At 68.5% G+C, this 20,741-nt stretch carries 16 protein-coding genes; 12 read left to right on the forward strand and 4 right to left on the reverse strand.

The features are described 5' to 3' along the window. Positions 1 to 285: 285 nt before the first annotated feature. Genes QRO95_RS12155 through QRO95_RS12195 form a run of 9 tightly spaced genes read left to right on the forward strand, consistent with a single transcriptional unit; the run spans position 286 to position 12,652 of the window. Positions 286 to 1,917: a TldD/PmbA family protein gene (locus tag QRO95_RS12155; RefSeq protein ID WP_071228619.1), complete on the forward strand. Its 1,632-nt coding sequence runs from the start codon at positions 286 to 288 to the stop codon at positions 1,915 to 1,917. A 30-nt stretch (positions 1,918 to 1,947) separates the two neighbouring features. Next, positions 1,948 to 3,582, forward strand: coding sequence for a TldD/PmbA family protein (locus QRO95_RS12160; RefSeq protein ID WP_180844550.1), 1,635 nt, complete (start codon positions 1,948 to 1,950; stop codon positions 3,580 to 3,582). Positions 3,583 to 3,603: 21 nt separating this feature from the next. Beyond that, positions 3,604 to 4,938 carry a TldD/PmbA family protein gene (locus QRO95_RS12165; protein WP_019336350.1) on the forward strand — a complete coding sequence of 445 codons (1,335 nt, stop codon included), beginning with the start codon at positions 3,604 to 3,606 and terminating at the stop codon, positions 4,936 to 4,938. Further along, positions 4,938 to 5,645 carry a DUF4159 domain-containing protein gene (locus QRO95_RS12170; RefSeq protein WP_032128709.1) on the forward strand — a complete coding sequence of 236 codons (708 nt, stop codon included), beginning with the start codon at positions 4,938 to 4,940 and terminating at the stop codon, positions 5,643 to 5,645. Before QRO95_RS12165 ends, QRO95_RS12170 begins: the two co-directional genes overlap by 1 nt. Positions 5,646 to 5,661: 16 nt before the next feature. After that, the gene (locus QRO95_RS12175; protein ID WP_285302652.1) at positions 5,662 to 6,645 is read left to right on the forward strand and encodes a MoxR family ATPase; all 984 of its coding nucleotides are present in this window, start codon (positions 5,662 to 5,664) and stop codon (positions 6,643 to 6,645) included. Positions 6,646 to 6,652: 7 nt separating this feature from the next. Beyond that, positions 6,653 to 7,549, forward strand: coding sequence for a DUF58 domain-containing protein (locus QRO95_RS12180; RefSeq protein WP_285302653.1), 897 nt, complete (start codon positions 6,653 to 6,655; stop codon positions 7,547 to 7,549). Next, complete coding sequence (locus QRO95_RS12185) at positions 7,546 to 8,667, forward strand: BatA domain-containing protein (RefSeq protein ID WP_285302654.1); 1,122 nt, start codon at positions 7,546 to 7,548, stop codon at positions 8,665 to 8,667. The genes QRO95_RS12180 and QRO95_RS12185 overlap by 4 nt, the downstream gene beginning before the upstream one ends. Next, positions 8,664 to 10,847 carry a hypothetical protein gene (locus tag QRO95_RS12190; RefSeq protein WP_285302655.1) on the forward strand — a complete coding sequence of 728 codons (2,184 nt, stop codon included), beginning with the start codon at positions 8,664 to 8,666 and terminating at the stop codon, positions 10,845 to 10,847. The genes QRO95_RS12185 and QRO95_RS12190 overlap by 4 nt, the downstream gene beginning before the upstream one ends. Next, the gene (locus tag QRO95_RS12195) at positions 10,844 to 12,652 is read left to right on the forward strand and encodes a hypothetical protein (RefSeq protein WP_285302656.1); all 1,809 of its coding nucleotides are present in this window, start codon (positions 10,844 to 10,846) and stop codon (positions 12,650 to 12,652) included. Before QRO95_RS12190 ends, QRO95_RS12195 begins: the two co-directional genes overlap by 4 nt. Positions 12,653 to 12,751: 99 nt before the next feature. Here QRO95_RS12195 and QRO95_RS12200 read toward each other — a convergent pair whose 3' ends face one another. After that, a complete protein-coding gene (locus QRO95_RS12200; RefSeq protein ID WP_285302657.1) occupies positions 12,752 to 13,426 on the reverse strand; it encodes a hypothetical protein in 675 nt (224 codons plus the stop codon). Between the two features lie 39 nt (positions 13,427 to 13,465). Continuing rightward, the gene (locus tag QRO95_RS12205) at positions 13,466 to 13,984 is read right to left on the reverse strand and encodes a hypothetical protein (protein ID WP_012509660.1); all 519 of its coding nucleotides are present in this window, start codon (positions 13,982 to 13,984) and stop codon (positions 13,466 to 13,468) included. Positions 13,985 to 14,196: 212 nt separating this feature from the next. On the opposite strand from QRO95_RS12205, the gene QRO95_RS12210 reads away from it, so the two are divergent. The 3 genes from QRO95_RS12210 to QRO95_RS12220 all read left to right on the forward strand — a co-directional run bounded on the left by QRO95_RS12210 (position 14,197) and on the right by QRO95_RS12220 (position 18,089). Next, on the forward strand, positions 14,197 to 16,686 hold the full coding sequence (locus QRO95_RS12210) for a DEAD/DEAH box helicase (protein WP_285302658.1): 2,490 nt from the start codon (positions 14,197 to 14,199) through the stop codon (positions 16,684 to 16,686). After that, on the forward strand, positions 16,683 to 17,708 hold the full coding sequence (locus tag QRO95_RS12215) for a ribonuclease H-like domain-containing protein (protein ID WP_285302659.1): 1,026 nt from the start codon (positions 16,683 to 16,685) through the stop codon (positions 17,706 to 17,708). The genes QRO95_RS12210 and QRO95_RS12215 overlap by 4 nt, the downstream gene beginning before the upstream one ends. Before the next feature lie 66 nt (positions 17,709 to 17,774). Continuing rightward, complete coding sequence (locus tag QRO95_RS12220) at positions 17,775 to 18,089, forward strand: I78 family peptidase inhibitor (RefSeq protein ID WP_088023101.1); 315 nt, start codon at positions 17,775 to 17,777, stop codon at positions 18,087 to 18,089. A 67-nt stretch (positions 18,090 to 18,156) separates the two neighbouring features. On the opposite strand, the gene QRO95_RS12225 is transcribed toward QRO95_RS12220, so the two are convergent. Both QRO95_RS12225 and QRO95_RS12230 read right to left on the reverse strand, forming a co-directional pair. After that, positions 18,157 to 20,232 (reverse strand): M56 family metallopeptidase, encoded by a 2,076-nt coding sequence (locus QRO95_RS12225; RefSeq protein WP_285302660.1) that lies wholly within the window; start codon positions 20,230 to 20,232, stop codon positions 18,157 to 18,159. A 3-nt stretch (positions 20,233 to 20,235) separates the two neighbouring features. Then, the gene (locus QRO95_RS12230; RefSeq protein WP_004133922.1) at positions 20,236 to 20,622 is read right to left on the reverse strand and encodes a BlaI/MecI/CopY family transcriptional regulator; all 387 of its coding nucleotides are present in this window, start codon (positions 20,620 to 20,622) and stop codon (positions 20,236 to 20,238) included. Positions 20,623 to 20,741: the final 119 nt, after the last annotated feature.

The raw sequence follows: 20,741 nt of genomic DNA on the forward strand, positions 1-20,741 counted from the left end.
AGCCGCATGGATGCGGCTGCCAAGCCTACAGGGACGTACTTGCGGCGTCCCCGCAGTCCGACACCGCCCCACCAACCCACGGAATGCCGCTCTGGCTTTGGCCGTTGCCGTTGCCGTTGCCGTTGCCGTTGCATTGAGCAGGTGCGGGGCTGCAAGCCCTGCCGAAACCCACCCAACCATGACTGCAGTCACTTGCCCGGACGCGCCGCGCTGGCGAAAGTCGAGGAGTTGACGTGATCGGTCCGGCCCGTTGCCAACCGCACGCAAGCGAGAGAGAGAAACGCTGTGCAACGACGTGAGTTCCTGGCTTTTTCCGGTCTGGGCCTGGCGGGCCTGCTGCTGCCGCATTCCCGTGCCATCGCCGCCGAGCAGCTGCTCGCCCCGGTCGATACCGCCCAGCGCAGACGCCTGGCGGACGTTGCGCTCGCCGCCGCACGCACAGCCAAGGCCAGCTACTGCGACGTGCGCATCGGCCGCTATCTCAACCAGTCGGTCATCACCCGCGAGCACCAGGTCGGCAATGTGACCAACCGCGAATCGTCCGGTATCGGCGTGCGGGTGATCGTCAACGGCGCCTGGGGCTTCGCTGCCACCCACCAGCAGACCGAGGCTGCCGTGCGCGCGGCGGTCGAGCAGGCCGCAGCGATTGCCCGCGCCAACGCCGGCATCCAGACCCGGCCGGTGCAGCTGGCACCGACGCCGTCGGTGGGCGAGGTGCGCTGGCAGACCCCGGTGCGCAGGAACGCGATGGCGGTGCCGATCCAGGACAAGGTCGAGCTGCTGCTGGCGCTCAACGCCGCCGCGCTGAATGCGGGCGCCGACTACATCAATTCCACCCTGTTCCTGGTCAATGAACAGAAGTACTTCGCCTCCAGCGACGGCTCGTTCATCGACCAGGACATCCATCGCATCTGGCTGCCGTTCACTGCCACCGCCATCGACAAGGCCAGCGGCAGGTTCCGCACTCGTGCCGGCCTGTCCTCGCCGATGGGCATGGGCTACGAGTTCCTCGATGGCGATGCGCGCGGCAAGGTGCAGCTGCCCGGTGGCATCACCGCCTACCGCGATTCCTACGACCCGGTCGAGGACGCCATCGCCGCCGCCCGCCACGCGCGCGAGAAACTGAAGGCGCCGTCGGTGAAGCCGGGCAAGTACGACCTGGTGCTGGACCCGTCCAACCTGTTCCTGACCATCCACGAGAACGTTGGCCACCCGTTGGAGCTGGACCGCGTGCTCGGCTACGAAGCCAACTACGCCGGCACCAGCTTCGCCACGCTGGACAAGCGCGATGCCGGTTTCCGCTGGGGCAGCGACATCGTCACCTTCTTCGCCGACAAGACCCAACCGGGCAGCCTCGGTGCGGTCGGCTACGACGACGAAGGCGTGAAGACCCAGCGCTGGGATCTGGTGCGCGACGGCATCCTGGTCGATTACCAGGCCACCCGCGATGAGGCCCACATCCTCGGCCGCGATGCCTCGCATGGCTGCAGTTACGCCGATTCCTGGTCCAGCGTGCAGTTCCAGCGCATGGCCAATGTCTCGCTGGCGCCGGGCAAAAAGCCGCTCAGCGTCGAAGACATGATCAAGGACGTGGAGAACGGCATCTACATCCACGGCCGTGGGTCGTATTCGATCGACCAGCAGCGCTACAACGCGCAGTTCGGCGGCCAGCTGTACTACCAGATCAAGGACGGAAAGATCGCCGGCATGGTCGAGGATGCGGCCTACCAGATCCGTACGCCGGAATTCTGGAATGCCTGCACTGCGATCTGCGACGAGCGTGACTTCCGCCTGGGCGGTTCGTTCTTCGACGGCAAGGGCCAGCCCGGCCAGGTCTCGGCGGTCTCGCACGGTTCGTCCACCACCCGCTTCAACGGCATCAACATCATCAACACCGCGCGCAGTCTCGGCGCTTGAGCCACCCATCCTTCGACATGGAGAGCAGCCTTGCAAAGACGTGACTTCCTGGCCCTGACCGGGCTTACCGCGGGCGGGCTGATCGTGCCTTCCTTCTTCGGCAAGGCGATTGCCGCCGAACAACTGCAGAGCACGCTGGACCTGGGGCTGAAGAAGCGCCTGGCCGATGCGGCGCTGGCCGCTGCCCGCCAGGCCGGTGCCACCTACTGCGACGTGCGCATCGGCCGCTACCTGCGGCAGTTCGTGATCACCCGCGAGGACAAGGTGCAGAACGTGGTGAACACCGAGTCCACCGGCGTGGGCATCCGCGTAATCGTCAACGGTGCCTGGGGCTTCGCCGCCACCAATGCGCTGGGTACGGCCGATGTAGCCAAGGCCGCGCAGCAGGCCGCAGCAATCGCCAAGGCCAATGCCGGCGTGCAGACCGCACCGGTACAGCTGGCCAAGGCGCCGGGCGTGGGTGAGGTGAGCTGGCGCACGCCAATCCGCAAGAATGCGATGGAAGTGCCGATCAAGGACAAGGTCGGCCTGCTGCTGGACGTCAACGCTGCGGCGATGGGCGCCGGCGCCAGCTTCGTCAATTCGATGCTGTTCCTGGTCAACGAGCAGAAGTACTTCGCCTCCACCGATGGTTCCTATATCGACCAGGACGTGCACCGCATCTGGGCACCGATGACGATCACCGCCATCGACAAGTCCAGCGGCAAGTTCCGTACCCGCGAAGGCCTGTCCTCGCCGATGGGCCTGGGCTACGAGTATCTGGACGGCGCGGCTGCCGGCAAGGTGGTCAGCCCGAATGGCGTGGTCAACTACAGCTCTTCCTACAACATGAAGGAAGATGCCATCGCCGCCGCCAAGCAGGCACAGGAAAAGCTGAAGGCCCCGTCGGTGAAGCCGGGCAAGTACGATCTGGTGCTCGACCCGTCGCACACCTGGCTGACCATCCACGAATCGATCGGCCACCCGCTGGAACTGGACCGCGTGCTCGGCTACGAAGCCAACTACGCCGGCACCAGCTTCGCCACCCTGGACAAGCGCGAGCAGCATTTCCAGTACGGCAGCGAGCTGGTCAACATCTTCGCCGACAAGACCCAGCCGGGCAGCCTCGGCGCGGTGGCGTACGACGACGAAGGCGTGAAGTGCAAGCGCTGGGACCTGATCAGCAACGGCAAGCTGGTGGATTACCAGACCATCCGCGACCAGGCCCACATCCTCGGCAAGACCGAGTCCGACGGCTGCTGCTATGCCGACTCGTGGTCCAGCGTGCAGTTCCAGCGCATGGCCAACGTGTCGATGGCACCGGGCAAGAAGCCGCTGAGCGTGCCGGACCTGATCAAGGACGTGGAGAACGGCATCTACATCATCGGTGATGGTTCGTTCTCGATCGACCAGCAGCGCTACAACGCGCAGTTCGGCGGCCAGCTGTTCTACGAGATCAAGAACGGCCAGATCACCCGCATGCTGGAAGACGTGGCCTACCAGATCCGCACACCGGAGTTCTGGAACGCCTGCACCGCCGTGGCCGACGAGAGTGACTACCGCCTGGGCGGTTCGTTCTTCGACGGCAAGGGCCAGCCGGGCCAGGTTTCGGCGGTCTCGCACGGTTCGTCGACCGCGCGCTTCAACGGCATCAACGTCATCAACACCGCACGCAGCCTCGGCTGATCGGTCAGGAGCCCTTACACCATGAGTATCTTCACCGAAGCCCAGGCCAAGGCCATCCTCGACAAGGTCATCGCCCTGTCCAAGGCCGACGAATGCACCGCCGTGCTGGCCGGCGCGATCAGCGGCAACATCCGTTTCGCGCTGAACAACGTCTCAACCAGCGGCATCGTCGACAACACCGAGCTGGCGGTCACCGTCGCCTTCGGCAAGCGCGTGGGTACCGCCTCGATCAACGAGTTCGACGATGCCGCGCTGGAGCGCGTGGTACGCCGCGCCGAAGACCTGGCGCGCCTGGCGCCGGAGAACCCGGAGTTCATGCCGGCCATCGGCAAGCAGAGCTATCGCGCCAGCCCGACCTTCAGCGAATCCACTGCAGCGATCGATCCGGCCTTCCGCGCCAAGGTCGCCGCCGATTCGATCGCCCCGTGCCGTGGCCACGGCCTGATCGCCGCCGGCTTCCTCGAGGACGGCCAGGGCTTCCAGGCCACCGCCAACAGCAACGGCAACTTCGCCTACCAGCGCACCACCAACTTCGACTACACCTGCACCGTGCGTACCGAAGATGGCCGCGGTTCGGGCTGGGTCGGCCGCAACCTGAAGGATGCCGCCGACTTCAAGGCTGACCAGGACATCCGCATCGCCATGCGCAAGGCCACCGAATCGGCCGAAGCCAAGGCGCTGGAGCCGGGCAAGTACACGGTGATCCTGGAACCGGCCGCGGCCGCGGGCCTGATCAGCTTCATGATGAACTTCTTCAGCGCACGCTCGGCCGATGAAGGCCGCAGCTTCCTGTCGAAGAAGGGCGGTGGCAACAAACTGGGCGAGCAGGTCTACGACCCGCGCGTGACCATGATTGCCGATCCGTGGCACCCGGACGCACCGGTGCTGCCGTGGGACGGCGAAGGCATGCCACGCGAGCGCATGGCCATCATCGAGAACGGCAAGATCGCCAACCTGGACTACTCACGCTTCTGGGCGCAGAAGCAAGGCAAGACCGCCAAGGCAACGCCGGGCAACCTGCTGATGAGCGGTGGCGACAAGAGCACCGCCGAGCTGGTGCGCGGCACCCAGAAGGGCATCCTGGTCACCCGTACCTGGTACATCCGCATGGTCGATCCGCAGACCGTGCTGCTGACCGGCCTCACCCGCGACGGCACCTTCTACATCGAGAACGGCCAGATCAAGCACCCGGTGAAGAACTTCCGCTTCAACGAATCGCCGGTGATCATGCTCAACAACATCGAAGAGCTGGGCAAGCCGGTGCGCGTGGCCGGTGATGAATCCAGCTACGTGATGATGATCCCGCCGATGAAGCTGCGCGATTTCACCTTCACCTCGCTGTCCGACGCGGTCTGATGGATCGCCGGGCCTGCCTGCGCTGGTTGGCCGCTGCCGCTTCGGCGGCGGCGCTGCCGGCCTTGGCGCAGTCAGGCCCGCGCAGTTCGCGCTACGACTTCTGGTTCACCCGCCTGCAGTACGACTCCGGCGACTGGGATGTGGACGCGCGCATGCCGTCCAACCTGATCACCTCGCTGATCGACTACACCTCGCTGCGCGTGGATCCGCAGGAGCACGTGGTGGCGCTGGCCGACCCGCGCATGCTGGAAGCGCCGTTCTGCTACCTGGCCGGGCACACACTGGTGGAGTTCAATGCCGCCGAGCGGCAGAACTTCGTGCGCTACGTGCGCAATGGCGGCTTCGTCTTCGTCGACGACTGCAATCATGATATCGACGGCCTGTTCGCCACCTCGTTCGAGGCGCAGATGGGTCGCCTGTTTGGTCCCAAGGCACTGCAGAAGCTGCCCAACAGCCACCCGCTGTACCGCAGCTTCTTCCGCTTCCCCGATGGCCCGCCCGCCACCAGCTTCGAACTCAACGGCTGGGGCGACGACCTGGTGCACGACTATCTGAAGGGCATCGAGGTCGATGGCCGCCTGGGCCTGCTCTACAGCAACAAGGACTACGGCTGCGAGTGGGACTACGACTGGCGCAACAAGCGTTTCCTGGCCGAAGACAACACCCGCTTCGGCGTCAACATCGTGATGTACGCGTTGAACAATTGATAGGACCTGCACGCCCATGACCACCGCTGACCTCGACTCCCTGCTGCCGCGCCTGGATGCGCTGCGCGCCGCGCTTGCACGCGCCGTGGTGGGCCAGAACACCGTGGTCGAGCAGCTGTTGATCGGCCTGCTGGCCGGCGGCCACTGCCTGCTGGAAGGTGCGCCCGGGCTCGGCAAGACCCTGCTGGTGCGCTCGCTCGGGCAGGCGCTGGAACTGCAGTTCCGGCGCGTGCAGTTCACCCCGGACCTGATGCCCAGCGACATCCTCGGCACCGAGCTGCTGGAGGAAGACCACGGCACCGGCCATCGCCACTTCCGTTTCCAGCAGGGCCCGATCTTCACCCACCTGCTGCTCGCAGACGAACTCAACCGCACCCCGCCCAAGACCCAGGCCGCGCTGCTGGAAGCGATGCAGGAACGCACGGTCAGCTACGCCGGCACCACCTACGCATTGCCCGCGCCATTCTTCGTGCTGGCTACGCAGAATCCGATCGAGCAGGCCGGTACCTACCCGCTGCCGGAAGCACAGCTGGACCGCTTCCTGCTGCACGTGCTGGTGGATTACCCCAGCGAAGACGAGGAACGGCAGATCCTGGAACAGACCACCGGCGGTGCCACCGACGCGGTGCCGAAGGTGATGGATGCCGAAGCGGTGATCGCGCTGCAGGCCGCAGTACGCCAGGTGCATGTCAGCCCTGATGTGCTCGCCTGGATCACCCGCCTGGTTCGCGCCAGCCGCCCAGGCGAAGGCGCACCCGCGGCGATCAACCAGTGGGTGAAATGGGGTGCGGGCCCGCGCGCCGGGCAGTCGCTGGTGCTGGCGGCGAAGGCACGCGCACTGCTGCAGGGCCGCTTCGCCGCCACCCGCGAGGATGTGCAGGCACTGGCCGCACCGGTGATGCGCCATCGCCTGCTGCTGTCTTTCGCCGCCGAGGCCGAGCAGAAGCGTGCCGACGACGTGGTCGCCGCCCTGCTGCAGGCCGTGCCGTTCCCGGGTTGAGCCACGCGTGAACGCAGGTGCCCCGCTGACGTTGCCACCGGAACTGCGTGCGCGCCTGCGCCTGCTGCGGTTGCGGCCGCGCCTGGCGAGCGGCGCAAGCGGCATCGGCCAGCACGCCAGCCGCAGCCGCGGTGCCGGCCTGGAGTTCGCTCAGTACCGGGCCTACGAGCCGGGCGACGAACTGCGCCAGATCGACTGGAAGCTGTATGCACGCTCGGACCGCTTCTTCGTGCGCGAATCCGAACGCGAAAGCCCGATCACGGTCTGGCTGCTGCTCGATGCCACCGCCTCGGCCGGCCAGGCCGATCGCGCGGCACCACAGCGCACGCGCCTGGACCACATGCGCGGCGTGGCCGCCTGCGTGGTCGAACTGGCCCTGCAGCAGGGCGACCGTTTCGGCCTGCTGGCGATCAACGGCGATGGACTGCAACTGGTGCCCGCAGCGAACGGCGCACGCCAGCGTGACCGCGTGCATCTGCAACTTCATGCGCTGCAGGCGCGCGGTGGCTGGCCTGCGGCCGATCGCCTGCGCCCGCTGTGGGAGCGCGTGCGTCCGGGCGACATACTGCTGGCCATTGGCGATGGCTTTGATGAAGCCGGCATCGTGCTGCTGGAACAACTGGCCAGCGCGCGCCGCGAAGTGGCCCTGCTGCAGATCCTGACTGCCGACGAACGCGACTTCCCATTCGACGCCAGCCACCGCTTCCGCGATCCGGAGACCGGCGAGGAACTGCTGGGCGATGGCGCGGCGATCCGCACCGACTACCTGCAGCGCTTCGCTGACGCACGTACCGCATTGCAGTCGCGCCTGCAGGCCAGCGGCATCGCCAGTGCCACCGGCTGGCTCGACCAGCCGCTGGACCAACCACTGCAGGCGCTGTTTGGCCGTGGGGGCGGTGCATGACCCTGCTGTTCCCATTGGGTCTGGCCGCGCTCGCCGCATGGCTGCTGCCGCTGCTGATCCACCTCGCCCGCCGCCATCCGTACACACCGCTGGATTTCGCCGCGCTGCGCTGGTTGCGCGCACAGATCCGGCCACGCCAGCGCATCCGCTTCGATGACTGGCCGTTGCTGCTGGTGCGCCTGCTGTTGCTGGCCGCGCTGGCCTTGTTGCTGGCACGGCCTGCGTTGACCGGCCCCGTGCCGGCCCCCAGTGCGTGGACGGTGGTGGCCCCGGGACTGGATGCCACGGCGCTGCGTGGCACGGCCAAGGATGGCAACTGGCATTGGCTGGCACCCGGCTTCCCGGCCATTGATCAGGCGCCCCCCGCAGCCAGCGCATCCCTGCCCAGCCTGCTGCGCGAACTGGACACGCAGCTGCCCGTTGGCACCGCATTGACCGTGCACGTTCCCGATCCCCTGCCCGGCCTGGATGGCGCCCGCCTGCAGCTGTCGCGTGAGGTGCAATGGCACACGCAGCCGATGCCGGTCACTGCGCAACCGCGTGCCGCAACGTCGCCGCGCCTGCGCGTGCACAGCGATGCTTCGGCCGCTGCGCAGCACTGGTTGAATGCACTGCAGCGCGCGTGGGGCGTGCAGGCGCCGCTCGCTCCTCTGGTGGCGGATGCCCTGCCCGAACGCGGCGAGATCGGCGTATGGAGCCGCAACGACGCACTGCCGGCGAACTGGCAGGCCTGGCTGCGCGACGGCGGCAGTGTGCTGATCGCCGCCAAGCCCGCCACGGAAGCCCAGGTCCTGCTGCGCAGCGCCGAAGGCGTGCCGCTGTTGTGGCAGCAACGTGTCGGCCTTGGCCGCCTGCTGTCACTACCGGGTGATTGGGATGCCGCCAGCAACACCGCGCTGCGCGATCCACAGCTGCCGCGTTCCCTGCTGCTGGCCCTGCAGCCGCCGCCGTCGCCACGCGTGGGCGATGCACAGGACCAGGCGCCGCGCCAGATTGCACTGCCCGCCGCAGCATCGCCGGTGCGTGAGCCCACGGCGTGGCTTCTGCTGGCAATGGTGCTGCTGTTCGCACTGGAACGCTGGATGGCCAGCAGCGCGCGGCGCAGGGCGATCGCATGAAGACGCTGCAGCATGCCTGGCAACGTGCGCGTCGTCGCCGCGCCGCCATCACCCTGCTGCTGGGCCTGCCGTGGGCGCTGGCTGCGACGGCGCTCGCACTGCGGCTGTCCGGTTTCGATATCGCCTGCGTGGTCGCCACGGTCAGCCTGCTCGCCTGCGCGGCCTTCGCCACTGCACGTGCCCGCCAGCTGGACCGCCAGTGGCTGCAGCGCCAACTCGATGGCAGCGGTACGAGCGAAGACAGCGCCGATCTGCTGTTCGCCGACGCCACCACGCTCAATCCGCTGCAGCAGCGCCAGCGTGTGCATGTGCTGGCCACGCTTGAACGCGCGATGCCGGAACTGCGTCCGCGCTGGCCGCGTGGGGCATTGGCGTTGTGCGGGATCGCAGGCCTGGCCATCGTTGCACTGGCAGTCGGCTGGCCACGTTCGAATCCCGGTTCCGCGCCTGCTCGCACGTCGGCACCAGGCAGTACGGCTGCCGCGGGCCCACTGCACCTGCAGTCCACCCGCCTGCGCATCGACGCACCGGCTTATACCGGCCAGTCCACGCTCACCCAGAACGCACTGGATGCCAAGGTCGCCGCCGACAGCCGGCTGTCGTGGTCGTTGCGCTTCGACCACGCACCGGCCAAGGCATGGCTGCAGTTCCACGATGGTCGACGGTTGCAGCTGAGCGAGCACGAAGGTCAGTGGCAGGCGCAGGATGTGGCACGCACACCGGTGCTGTACCGCGTGGTGAGCGAACCGGCGCTGGCCGAAACCCGCCTGCATCGGCTGGATGTAGTGGCCGACCGCGCGCCCAGCGTGCGCGTGCTGGAGCCGGCCGCCAGCCTGGTGCTGGGCACGCCCGGGCAACGGCAATGGGCGCTGCGCTTCGAGGCCAGCGACGATTACGGTGTCGCGGCGCAGGCAACGCTGTCGATCACCACCACCCAGGGCAGCGGTGAGAACATCACCTTCGTGAAGCGCAGCGTCACGCTTGCCGGCAGCGGCGAAGCCACCGCGCGGCGTTTCGCCCACACCCTTGATCTTGCTGCGCTGGGCGCACAGCCCGGCAACGATGTCATCGCCCAGCTGGAAGTGCGCGACAACCATGCGCCCACGCCGCAGACCGGGCGCAGCAGCAGCGTGATCCTGCGCCTGCCCAGCACCGAAGTCACACTCGGTGCAGAGCTGGAAGGCCGCATCAAGAAGACCCTGCCGGCCTACTTCCGCAGCCAGCGGCAGATCATCATCGATGCCGAAGCGCTGATCCGGCAACGACGCAGCCTGGCCGCCGAGGACTTCGTGAAGCGCAGCGATGCGATCGGTGTCGACCAGCGTATCCTGCGCCTGCGCTACGGCCAGTTCCTGGGTGAGGAAAGCGAAGGTGCGCCGAAGCCACCGCCGACCAGCGACCTGCCCACCAGCGATACGCCCACCAGCGATACGCCCGCCGCAGACGACCACGATCACGACGACGATCACGACCATGGCGCCGAGGCCGGAGCGCACGATGAGCATGACCACGATCACGGCGGCAAGGCGACCAATGCCGATACGCCGCCGGTGTTCGGCAGCGCCACCGACGTGCTCTCGGAATATGGACACACCCATGACCATGCCGAGGCGGCCACTCTGCTCGATCCGCAGACCCGTGCCACGCTGAAGGCGGCGCTTGACCAGATGTGGTCGGCCGAAGGCGAGCTGCGCCAGGGCCGACCGGAGCAGGCGCTTCCGTTTGCCTACAAGGCATTGGGCTTCATCAAGCAGGTGCAGCAGGCCGAGCGCATCTATCTGGCCCGTGTCGGACCGGAGCTGCCACCGATCGATGAAGGCCGCCGCCTCGGCGGTGACCGTGCCGGGCTGGCCAGTCGTGAACTGCCGCTGGCCGCCCGCACCCCGCCCGATCCGGCCATCGTCGAAGCCTGGCAGCGTCTCGGCGACGACACCGGCGCGCCGGATCTGGACGCGCTCGCGACCTGGCAGCAGCGCAACGCGGCCTACCTGCCCGATGCACTCGATCTGGCTGCGGCCATCGAGCAGCTGCGCATCGAGCCCGGTTGCCACGACTGTCGCCAGCGCCTGCGTGCACAGTTGTGGCGGGCGCTGCAGCGTCCGCTGCCGCAGGTGATGCGGCGCAGTGCCGCCGATGCGATGGGGCAGCGGTACCTTGATGCGCTGGAGGCGCAGCCATGAACGCCTCCGCTGTGAACCTGTGGATTGCGCTGGCACTCGCCCTGATCGTGGTCATCGCCAGCGTGCGCCAGCTGCGTGGAGACACCGCGCACCCCGGCCGCCGGTGGATCTTGATCGCACTGCAGATCATCGTCGCCGCGCTGCTGTATTTCTGCCTGGTACCGCCCACCCGCCAGCAACCCGCAGGCGGGCTGGTCGTGCTCGGAACCGATGCCGGCAAGGCCGGCGCGCTCCCGGCCAGCGAAGGCCCGCTGTTGCTTTTGCCCGAAGCTGCCGACATTCCCGGCGCACAGCGCGTTCCCGACCTGGCCACCGCGCTGCGCCAGCATCCGGCGTCCACACTGACACTGGTCGGTGCGGGCCTGGCCGCACGTGACCGTGACGCGCTGCTGCCACCGGATGTACGTTGGCAGGCCGCACCGGAGCCGCGCGGCTGGATCGCACTGCAACCACCGGCCGATGTCGCTCCCGGTGCTCGTTTTGACGTCCAGGCACAGGCGCGTGGCGCGGCCAAAGCGAAAGCAGTGCTGCTTGACCCCGCCGACAGCGTGGTTGATCGCACGGACGTTGCCGAGGACGGGCGCGTGAAGCTCAGCGGCATCGCCCGCGCCGAGGGCCGCAGCGTGTTCCAGCTGCGCCTGCTCGATGCCGACGGCCATGTGGTGGACAGCGTACCGGTACCGCAGCAGACCCTGCCGGCCGCACCGCTGCGCCTGCTGGTGCGCGCCAGTGCGCCGGGTCCAGAGCTGAAGTACCTGCGGCGTTGGGCGGCCGATGCCGGCATCCGCGTGCAGGTGCAGGCCGATACCGGGGCGGGTGTCAGCGTGGGAGATGGCGCGGTCGCGCTGGATGCGGCGTCACTCGCGCGCAGCGATCTGCTGTTGCTGGACGAGCGCAGCCTGGCCGCATTGAGTGCCGGCCAGCTGGCTGCCGTGCGGCAGGCGTTGCGCGAGGGACTGGGCGTGCTGGTACGCAGTGCGGGCGCACCTTCGGCCAGCGCGCGCCAGCGCCTCCGCGATCTGGGCCTGCCGGTGCAGGGCGATGGAAGCAGCCGCACCCTCGAACTTCCCGGCGACGGCGACAGCGCGGTCCTCGCTGCACGGCGTGGCCCGCTCGCCGCGGGTACGCTGCCAACCGGCTACGGCGAAGAGGCTGACCGCAGCTCGCACAATGCTCCCCTGCCTGCGCTGGAAGCACTCGCGCTGCAGGCACCGGGCAGCACCGCCCTGCTGCAGGATGGCACGGGCAAGGCTGTCGGTGGCTGGCGCGCTGCCGGCAAGGGCCGCATCGGCCTGCTGCCGCTGACCGACAGCTGGCGCTGGGTACTGGCCGGGCGCGACGATCGCCACGGCGAACTGTGGAGCGGCGTGGTGGCCACGCTGGCACGTGCACAGGGCAGCGCTGATGCGCTGTGGTCACCGCAGCCGATCGGCTGGGCAGGCGAACGACAATCGCTGTGCGGTGTGCAGGCGCCGCTGCAGGTCTTCAACAAGCGTGGCGACGATGTACCCCTGATCGTCGATGGCGCGACGTCGACGCTGCACTGCGTCGGCTGGTGGCCCCGTGAGGCAGGCTGGCAGCGCCTGCAGCATGGCGGCAGCGTTGTCTGGCGCTATGTGTTCGATCCGAACGATGCACCGACGCTGCATCGGCAGGCGATGATCGATGCGACCACGCGTGCACTGGCCGCCAGAACGCCGGCAGACGCGTCAGTGATGCAACCCGTGGCAGGCCTACGCTGGCCATGGTGGCTGGCGTTCGTGTTGTGCGCATCGCTGCTGTGGTGGCTGGAACGGCGACGCTGAGCCCATCGATTGGATCGCGGACATCATCCACGCATGGCGTGGATCTACTGGCCGGTTGCCCTGGTAGATGCCAACCTTGGTTGGCGCCTTTCCGCGGGGTCAACGCGTGCCGGCGCGCCGGTACACGCCGTTGAAGCGCACGTTCATGCCACCGCATTCGCTGTTGTCGGCCACGATCAGCACCTCCCCCAGCGAATGCACGCGCACCTTGCAGGTGTCCTCTACAAACTCGACATCGGCACCACGCGGCACCGCGCGCGCTTCCACCTGGCCCATGTTCGGCCCGTAGGGACGCTGCTCCGGCGTGGGGTTGGCGGAGGGCCAGTAGGCGTCACCCTCCACATGCAGCTGCCCGCCCTGCACGGTGATGCGCAGGCCGTTGTCGCCGTCCTTCCAGTGGCCCGCCCAATCCTGCAGCGACGGCACGACCACCGGCAACGCCTGCAGCTTGCTGCGGTCCACCCAGCCAGCACTGCCACCCACCTTGTTCGGGAAGAACGCGCAGCGGTAGCGGCCAAGATCACGCCCGGTCACCACGGTATCGCCATTGACCACATAGCTGCGCTGTCGGCAGGCCGGTTCGCCCTTCGCCGGGCAGCCGTCCATGTCGCCAAGCAGGTACAGACGGGGCGCATCGACCACCCGCGCCAGGGCGAACCGGCTCTGTTCAGAGGGAAACGCGCCATTGCGGCAGGCGCCATCACCGGCGATGCCATCAGCGAAGGCGGACGCCGGCAGCGATGCGGCCAGCAGGCAGATCGAACGCAGGAACATGGCAGCACTACCGGTGGGGAGCCGGCAGGATATACCGGCCTACTTCACCGGCGGTGCATCGCCGGCATCCTGCTCCTGGGAGAACCGCAGCGCACGCTGCTGCTGTTCGGCACTGAGCTCCGGCGGTGGCCGCGCCACGGCGGCCTGGATCTGCGCCGGTCCGCCGGTGAGTTTGTTGATCCCCTTGGCCGCCGCCATCACACCCTTGACCACGCCCATCATGATGTAACCACCGCCCATGCTGACCTGCTCCGGCGACGGCGGTTCGCTCCAGTCGCGACTGAAGCGGTTGTCGCCGAACTTCACCGGGTTCTTGAAACGGTACAGATCCAGCGGCTCGTCTTCGGGCTTGAGCGCACGCACTTCGCCAAGGGTGGTGACGTTGTCCTGCGGCAGGGTGGTGGAGATCGGCGCGGTGGTTGCCGCCGGCGCATCTGCAGGAGGTTCGGGCGCTGGGTCGGGCACCGCTACCGGCGTGGCCTGCTGCGCCTGCGCGATACCGGCCAGCAGCATGCTGGCCAGGACGGCTCCCTGCGTTCCACGTCGTGCCACAGCCATCCACCCTGTTGGTTGCGTCCAGCACCCAAGGATACGGATACGGGCTTCAGATTTCGTTGCTCCCCTGGCAGCTGTTCAGCCAGGGGAGATGCGGCGATACCACGGGACGGGAGCACTGAACGATTCACGCGCTCCGTGTGCGGTGTCTCACATCCTGAGACGTGAATGTGGTGCCATGTGACCCCTCGCAATCCGTCCCGGCTCCACTTTCCATGGCTTACGAACTCGCCAAGCGCACCGCCGATGCCGAGCAGAAGCTCGCCACCCGCGATGGCCTGCCCGCCCGCGACGGCGCACTGCTCAGCGCGCGCCTGCAGCGCCGCTACCAGGACCGCATCACCGGCAGCTTTGCCATTCCCGGCCGCGAAGGCCGCTATGCGCCCATTCCCGATTCGGTTCCGCCGGCCCTGGCTGCCGCCCTGAAGGCGCGTGGCATCGAACAGCTCTACAGCCACCAGGCCGAGGCCTGGGACGCCAGCCAGCGCGGCGAGCACGTGGCCATCGTCACCCCCACCGCCAGCGGCAAGTCGCTGTGCTACACCCTGCCGGTGGTCAGCGCAGCGATGCAGGACAAGGCCAAGGCGCTGTACCTGTTCCCGACCAAGGCGCTGGCCCAGGACCAGGTGGCCGAGCTGCTGGAGCTCAACCGTGCCGGCGACCTCGGGGTGAAGGCCTTCACCTTCGATGGCGACACCCCGGGCGATGCGCGCCAGGCCATCCGCCTGCACGGCGACATCGTGGTGTCCAACCCGGACATGCTGCACCAGGCGATCCTGCCGCATCACACCAAGTGGGCGCAGTTCTTCGAGAACCTGCGCTACATCGTCATCGACGAGGTGCACACCTATCGCGGCGTGTTCGGCAGCCATGTCACCAACGTGCTGCGCCGGCTCAAGCGCATCTGCGCGTTCTACGGCGTGCAACCGCAGTTCATCCTGTGCTCGGCCACCATCGGCAACCCGCAGGCCCATGCCGAGGCGCTCATCGAGGCACCGGTCACCGCCATCACCGAATCCGGCGCGCCCAGCGGACCCAAGCAGGTGCTGCTGTGGAACCCGCCGGTGATCAATCCGGACCTGGGCCTGCGCGCCTCGGCACGCTCGCAGAGCAACCGCATCGCGCGCATCGCGATCAAGTCCGGGCTGAAGACCCTGGTGTTCGCGCAGACCCGCTTGATGGTCGAGGTGCTGACCAAGTACCTGAAGGACATCTTCGACCACGACCCGCGCAAGCCGCCGCGCATCCGCGCCTACCGTGGCGGCTACCTGCCCACCGAGCGCCGCGAGACCGAGCGTGCGATGCGCGCCGGCAACATCGACGGCATCGTCAGCACCTCGGCGCTGGAGCTGGGCGTGGATATCGGCAGCCTGGACGTGGTCATCCTCAACGGCTACCCCGGCAGCGTGGCCGCCACCTGGCAGCGCTTCGGCCGCGCCGGCCGCCGCCAGCAGCCGGCGCTTGGGGTGATGGTGGCTAGTTCGCAGCCGCTGGACCAGTACGTGGTGCGGCATCCGGACTTCTTCGCCGAGGCTTCGCCCGAGCACGCGCGCATCGCGCCGGACCAGCCACTGATCCTGTTCGACCACATCCGCTGCGCAGCCTTCGAGCTGCCGTTCCGGGTCGGCGATGGCTTCGGCCCGATCGACCCGGAAGTGTTCCTGGAAGCGCTGGCCGAAACCGAGGTGATCCATCGCGAAGGCGAACGCTGGGAATGGATTGCCGACAGCTATCCGGCCAACGCGGTCAGCTTGCGCGCGGTGGCCGACGGCAACTTCGTGGTGGTCGATCGCAGCGATGGCCGCCAGCAGATCATCGCCGAGGTCGACTATTCCGCTGCCGCACTCACCCTGTATGAAGGTGCCATCCACATGGTGCAGTCCACGCCCTACCAGGTGGAGACGCTCGACTGGGACGGCCGCAAGGCCTATGTCACCCGCACGCATGTGGATTACTACACCGACAGCATCGACTTCACCAAGCTCAAGGTGCTGGACCGCTTCGACGGCGGCGTGGCCGGCCGGGGGGATTCGCATCATGGCGAAGTGCACGTGGTGCGCCGCGTGGCCGGCTACAAGAAGATCCGCTACTACACCCACGAGAACATCGGCTACGGCCCGGTGAACCTGCCCGACCAGGAACTGCACACCACTGCGGTGTGGTGGCAGCTGCCGCAGGCGCTGCTGCTGCGCGCGTTCGCCAGCAAGCAGGATGCGCTGGATGGCTTCCTCGGCGCCGCGTATGCGCTGCACATCGTCGCCACCGTGGCGGTGATGGCCGATGCGCGCGACCTGCAGAAGTCCGTGGGCAACGGCGATGGTGCCTGGTTCGCGATTGCCGACCAGAGCGGCCGTGGCCAGCTGCGTGGCAGCGAAGGTGATCCCGGTGTGGTGGAACTGCTGCAGGAGTTCGTGCCCACCGTGTATCTGTACGACAACTTCCCCGGCGGCGTCGGCCTGAGCGAACCGCTGTGGCAGCGCCAGGCCGAGCTGGTACAGCGCGCGCGCGAACTGGTGCAGCGCTGCGACTGCAAGGCCGGCTGCCCGGCCTGTGTCGGCCCGGTGCTGGCCGCGCAGGAAGAGGATGACACCTCGCCGCGCGCGCTGGCGCTGCGTGTGCTGGACCTGTTCGATGCCGAGGCCTGCCAGCACGTGCCCGACGTGGTGGTGACCACCCGCGACCCGATGGAGCTGCTGGCCCCGTGAGCCTGAGCCTGGACAAGCTGCGCCTGCTGCGGAAGCAGGCCGGTGACCCGAAGGCAGTCACGCCGGCTGCGCCCGAGCCGCCGCCCGCAGCACCTGCGGCACCGGTTGCCGCCAACGATGCGCGGCAACCACCGGCCGAGCGTTCGGTGTTCGCCTGGGTCGAACAGGAAATCCGCCACAAGCCGACCGGTGCAGCGGCCTCCACACCGGCACCCGCACCGCTGCGTCGGCCGGAAGTGGGCAGCCTGCATCGCCTGCTCGGCCTGCGTTCGCGGGGTGGAGCCGCGCCGGCACGCGCCAGCGCGCAGGATCGCCAGCTGCCCGGTGAGGAGATCGCACCGGGCCTGTTCCTGATCGAATCGCTGCAGCCGCAGCCCATTCCGGCACAGCCGCTGTCACTGGATTTCGCCCGCCGCGAAGGCGAACACGTATCCCCGCTCGACCTGCTGTTCTTCGATACCGAGACCACCGGCCTGGCCGGCGGCACCGGCACCCGCGCCTTCATGATCGGGGCCGCCGACTGGCATGCGTGCCCGCAACGCGGCGAAGGCCTGCGCATCCGCCAATTGTTGATGGCCACGATGGCCGCCGAGGACGCGATGCTGGCCACCTTCGCCCGCTGGCTGCAGCCGTCCACCGTGTTCTGCAGCTACAACGGCCGCAGCTACGATGCGCCGCTGCTGAAGGCGCGCTACCGGCTGGCCCGCCAGCGCTGCCCGATCAGCGCGCTGGATCACGTCGACCTGCTCTATCCGACCCGTCGCCGCTATCGCGGCACGTGGGAGAACTGCAAGCTGTCCACCATCGAGCGCCAGCTGCTGCGCGTGGTGCGCGAGGACGACCTGCCCGGTTCTGAAGCGCCGGGCGCATGGCTGCGCTTCCTGCGCGGCGGCGACGCGGTGAACCTGCGCCGGGTGGCCGACCACAACCACCAGGACGTGGTGACCCTGGCCCTGCTGCTGCAGCGGCTGGTACGGGAAGAACAACGTGAGCGCGAAACCCTGGCGCTGGTCGGGCAGTAGGCGTTGACGCAGCCTGACGGTGGCAGCGGTGACACTGCCGCCACCATCCATGCCTGGAGCCCGACGATGCGCCTCAATCCCCTGGTCCTGCTCGCCATCCTGCCCTTGGCCGCCTGCAGTCACGCCGGCAGCAGCACCACCCACGATCCCGCGCCAGCGCCCGTGGCCGATGCCGCGCACGAATGCAGGCCGGAGGCGCTGGATGCCTTCACCGGCAAGACCGCCGACGAAGCCACGATCAAGAAACTGGTGGCTGACAGCGGCGCGCGCGGTGCACGGGTGGTCAAGCCGGGCATGGCGGTGACCATGGACTTCCGCCAGGACCGCGTGACCGTGCAGGTGGATGCGCAGAACCGCATCGAGCGCGCCAGCTGCGGTTGATCGCCTCAGGGTAGTGCCGGCCGCTGGCCGGCACCCTACATTGCCGGCCAGCGGCCGGCACTACCGCTCAGAGGCGCTCGGCCTTGCCGCTGGCCAGTGCGCGCGCGATCACCTGCTGTGCCTGCTGCGACGCCTGCGCATGCACGCGTGCCTGACGCTCGCCCAACGCGGCCTGTTGGCTGCCCAGTGCCGCCTGTCGGCTGGCCAGTTCAGACTGCTGGCTGGCCAGGCGCTGCATGTCACGGGTGCGGCCGGATTGCGCGGCCTCGCTGCGGGCTTCCTGCATCGCACGACGTGCCTCGGCGGCGGCCTCACGCGCGCCCGCCATGTCGTTGGTCACGCTGCGCGCCGCCTCACGCACACCGGCCACGTCTACGGTCAAGCCACGCACCGCCTTCACCGCTTCCGCGGCAGCAGCCGCATCGTGGGCCGCACCGCGCGCCGCCTTCGCCGCTTCCGCCGCCGCTTCGCGGTTGATGTCATGCGCGGCCATCGCGCTGCGCGCAGCCTCGGTGGCGGCCAGTGCGATGCGACGCGCCTCCTCGCCCTGCAGGCGGCCCATCTCGCCCATCTGCCTGCCGAGTTCGCCCTGCTGGCGACCCAGCGCACTCTGCTGGCGGCCCAGTTCGCTCTGCTGGCGACCGAGGTCTGCGGCGCCGCTGTAGGCGCGCTGCAGGGTCTGGATCAGCATCGGGTCGCGCACCACATAGCGCTTGTCGCCCTGGCGGAACCACAGCGCCGGCCCCTTGCCGAGCTGCCTGCGGGCCACCGTTACATCGTCGATGCCGCCATTGGCGAAGGTCGAATCACCATCGACCAGCACGTAGGCCTGCGACGGCGACTTGCCGAGGTCCAGGCGCCCGTAGGTGGTGATGGAGGTGGTGTGGGAAGTCGAATGTTCACTGTGCATGTCGGTATCCACATCGACATCCACGTCGACCGCCACATCGGCATCGTCCGGGCCTGACAGCGCCTCGACATCGGCCGGCTCGGCAGGCGGCGCGGGCGCCACCGGCACGGCCGGAACGCGCGCGGCCGAAGGCGCTGCGGGCGGCGCGTTCGGAGCCTTCGGCGGCGGCGGCACCACGGCCTTCGGTGCGGCCGGCGGCGCGGGCGGTGCCGGTGGCACTGGCGCAGCGACCAGCCGCATCGGTGCCACGCCCACCAGCACCACGACGGCGGTCAGTGCCATCGCCAGAATGCGCGGGCAGGCCCGGCGCGGCTGCAGCGAGAGCAGGCGACGCTTGAGGCTGGTGGTGTTCGGCGCGGCGCTGGCCACGCCCAGGTGTGGCTGCGGTGCCACGCCCAGCTGCAACAGCAGGCGGCCATAGGCCTGACGGCTCGCGCCATGCTGGCCAACCACGGCCGCATCCACCGCTTCTTCGCGGGCCTGTGCGTATTCGCGCACCGACAGGCGCAGCAGCGGGTGGAAGAAGAACAGGTGCTGGGCCAGTGCGGGCAGCAGGCCCCACTGCAGGTCACGCCGCTGCAGGTGTTGCAGTTCGTGAGTCAGTGCCAGGTCCAGCGCATCACCCTGCAGGGCGTTGTCGCCGGCCGGCAGCAGCAGCACCGGGCGGAACGGCCCGACCAGCTGCGGTGCGTCCACCTGCGCGCTCATCCACAGCCGCGGCGCAGGGCGTACGCCGTGGGCATCGGAGGCCAGCTGCAGCGCCTGCACCAGCGCCTCGTCCTCGCAGGGATAGGCGGCGGCCAGCAGCGCCCGGCAGCGGCGCCACTCACCGAAGGTGCGCAGGGCCATCAGCAGCACACCGGATGCCCACAGCGCAGCCAGTGCAACGGCCCACCACGCCACTGCCGGCACGTTCGCTGCAGGCACCGGCATCGTCGCCAGCAGCTGCGCCGAGGCTTCCGGCGCCAGCGGGTAGACCAGATCTGCGGCAACGTCAGTGGCGGTCATCGCCACCGCCTGCGGTGCCGGCAGCCAGGCCAGCTGCAGCGGCTGGCTCCAGAACAGGCCGAGCACGGCCTGCAGCGACACCAGCCACCACAGGCGGCAGCGGGTGGCCGCCGACAGCGACGGCAGCGCGCGGCACACGCCGTACACCAGGGCCACCAGCAGCACGGTCTGCAGGCTGGTCCAGCCCAGCCGTTCCAACAACGGGATCAGCATCGTGGTGTCCATGGCTCAGCCCTCGTGGCGGCGCGATTGGAGTTCGGCGACCAGCGCTTCCAGCTCGGCCAGCTCGTTGTCGCTGACCTGCTGGCGCTGCGACAGGTAGGCCACGAACGGCGACACCGAGCCCTGCAGGGTGTTGTCGACGAACTGGGCCACCGCACCCTGCAGCACGCTTTCCGGGCCACGCGTGGCCTGGTAGCGGTAGACGCCGTCCTGCTGCTGGCGACGAAGATACCCCTTCGCCCGCAGCCGCTCCATCATCGTCAGCACGGTGGACCGGGCCAGGCCACGGGCCTCGCCATAGCCACTGGCGACCTCACCGACGCTGGCCGGCGCATGTTCATCGATGTACTGCAGCAGGGCCAGTTCCTGGTCCCCGATCGTCTTGCCACGCATGACACCACTCCCTTGACTACACGTGTCGCCACTTTCAGTGTGACGACAACTGTAGTCAACCCCCCGGAAGTCATGGGCCGACGAACGGTAGGGGGGGACTACCCCCTTATGCGGGCGCG

Source organism: Stenotrophomonas maltophilia group sp. Smal13, from assembly GCF_030236855.1.
GTDB classification, from domain to species: Bacteria; Pseudomonadota; Gammaproteobacteria; order Xanthomonadales; family Xanthomonadaceae; genus Stenotrophomonas; species Stenotrophomonas maltophilia_A.

Bases quoted from the DNA above. Each gene is read 5' to 3' on its own strand.
- QRO95_RS12175 (WP_285302652.1), top strand. From the start codon at position 5,662: ATGACCACCGCTGACCTCGACTCCCTGCTGCCGCGCCTGGATGCGCTG.
- QRO95_RS12200 (WP_285302657.1), bottom strand. From the start codon at position 13,426: ATGTTCCTGCGTTCGATCTGCCTGCTGGCCGCATCGCTGCCGGCGTCC.
- QRO95_RS12230 (WP_004133922.1), bottom strand. From the start codon at position 20,622: ATGCGTGGCAAGACGATCGGGGACCAGGAACTGGCCCTGCTGCAGTAC.
- QRO95_RS12220 (WP_088023101.1), top strand. From the start codon at position 17,775: ATGCGCCTCAATCCCCTGGTCCTGCTCGCCATCCTGCCCTTGGCCGCC.
- QRO95_RS12195 (WP_285302656.1), top strand. From the start codon at position 10,844: ATGAACGCCTCCGCTGTGAACCTGTGGATTGCGCTGGCACTCGCCCTG.
- QRO95_RS12190 (WP_285302655.1), top strand. From the start codon at position 8,664: ATGAAGACGCTGCAGCATGCCTGGCAACGTGCGCGTCGTCGCCGCGCC.
- QRO95_RS12225 (WP_285302660.1), bottom strand. From the start codon at position 20,232: ATGGACACCACGATGCTGATCCCGTTGTTGGAACGGCTGGGCTGGACC.
- QRO95_RS12170 (WP_032128709.1), top strand. From the start codon at position 4,938: ATGGATCGCCGGGCCTGCCTGCGCTGGTTGGCCGCTGCCGCTTCGGCG.
- QRO95_RS12205 (WP_012509660.1), bottom strand. From the start codon at position 13,984: ATGGCTGTGGCACGACGTGGAACGCAGGGAGCCGTCCTGGCCAGCATG.
- QRO95_RS12210 (WP_285302658.1), top strand. From the start codon at position 14,197: ATGGCTTACGAACTCGCCAAGCGCACCGCCGATGCCGAGCAGAAGCTC.
- QRO95_RS12185 (WP_285302654.1), top strand. From the start codon at position 7,546: ATGACCCTGCTGTTCCCATTGGGTCTGGCCGCGCTCGCCGCATGGCTG.
- QRO95_RS12165 (WP_019336350.1), top strand. From the start codon at position 3,604: ATGAGTATCTTCACCGAAGCCCAGGCCAAGGCCATCCTCGACAAGGTC.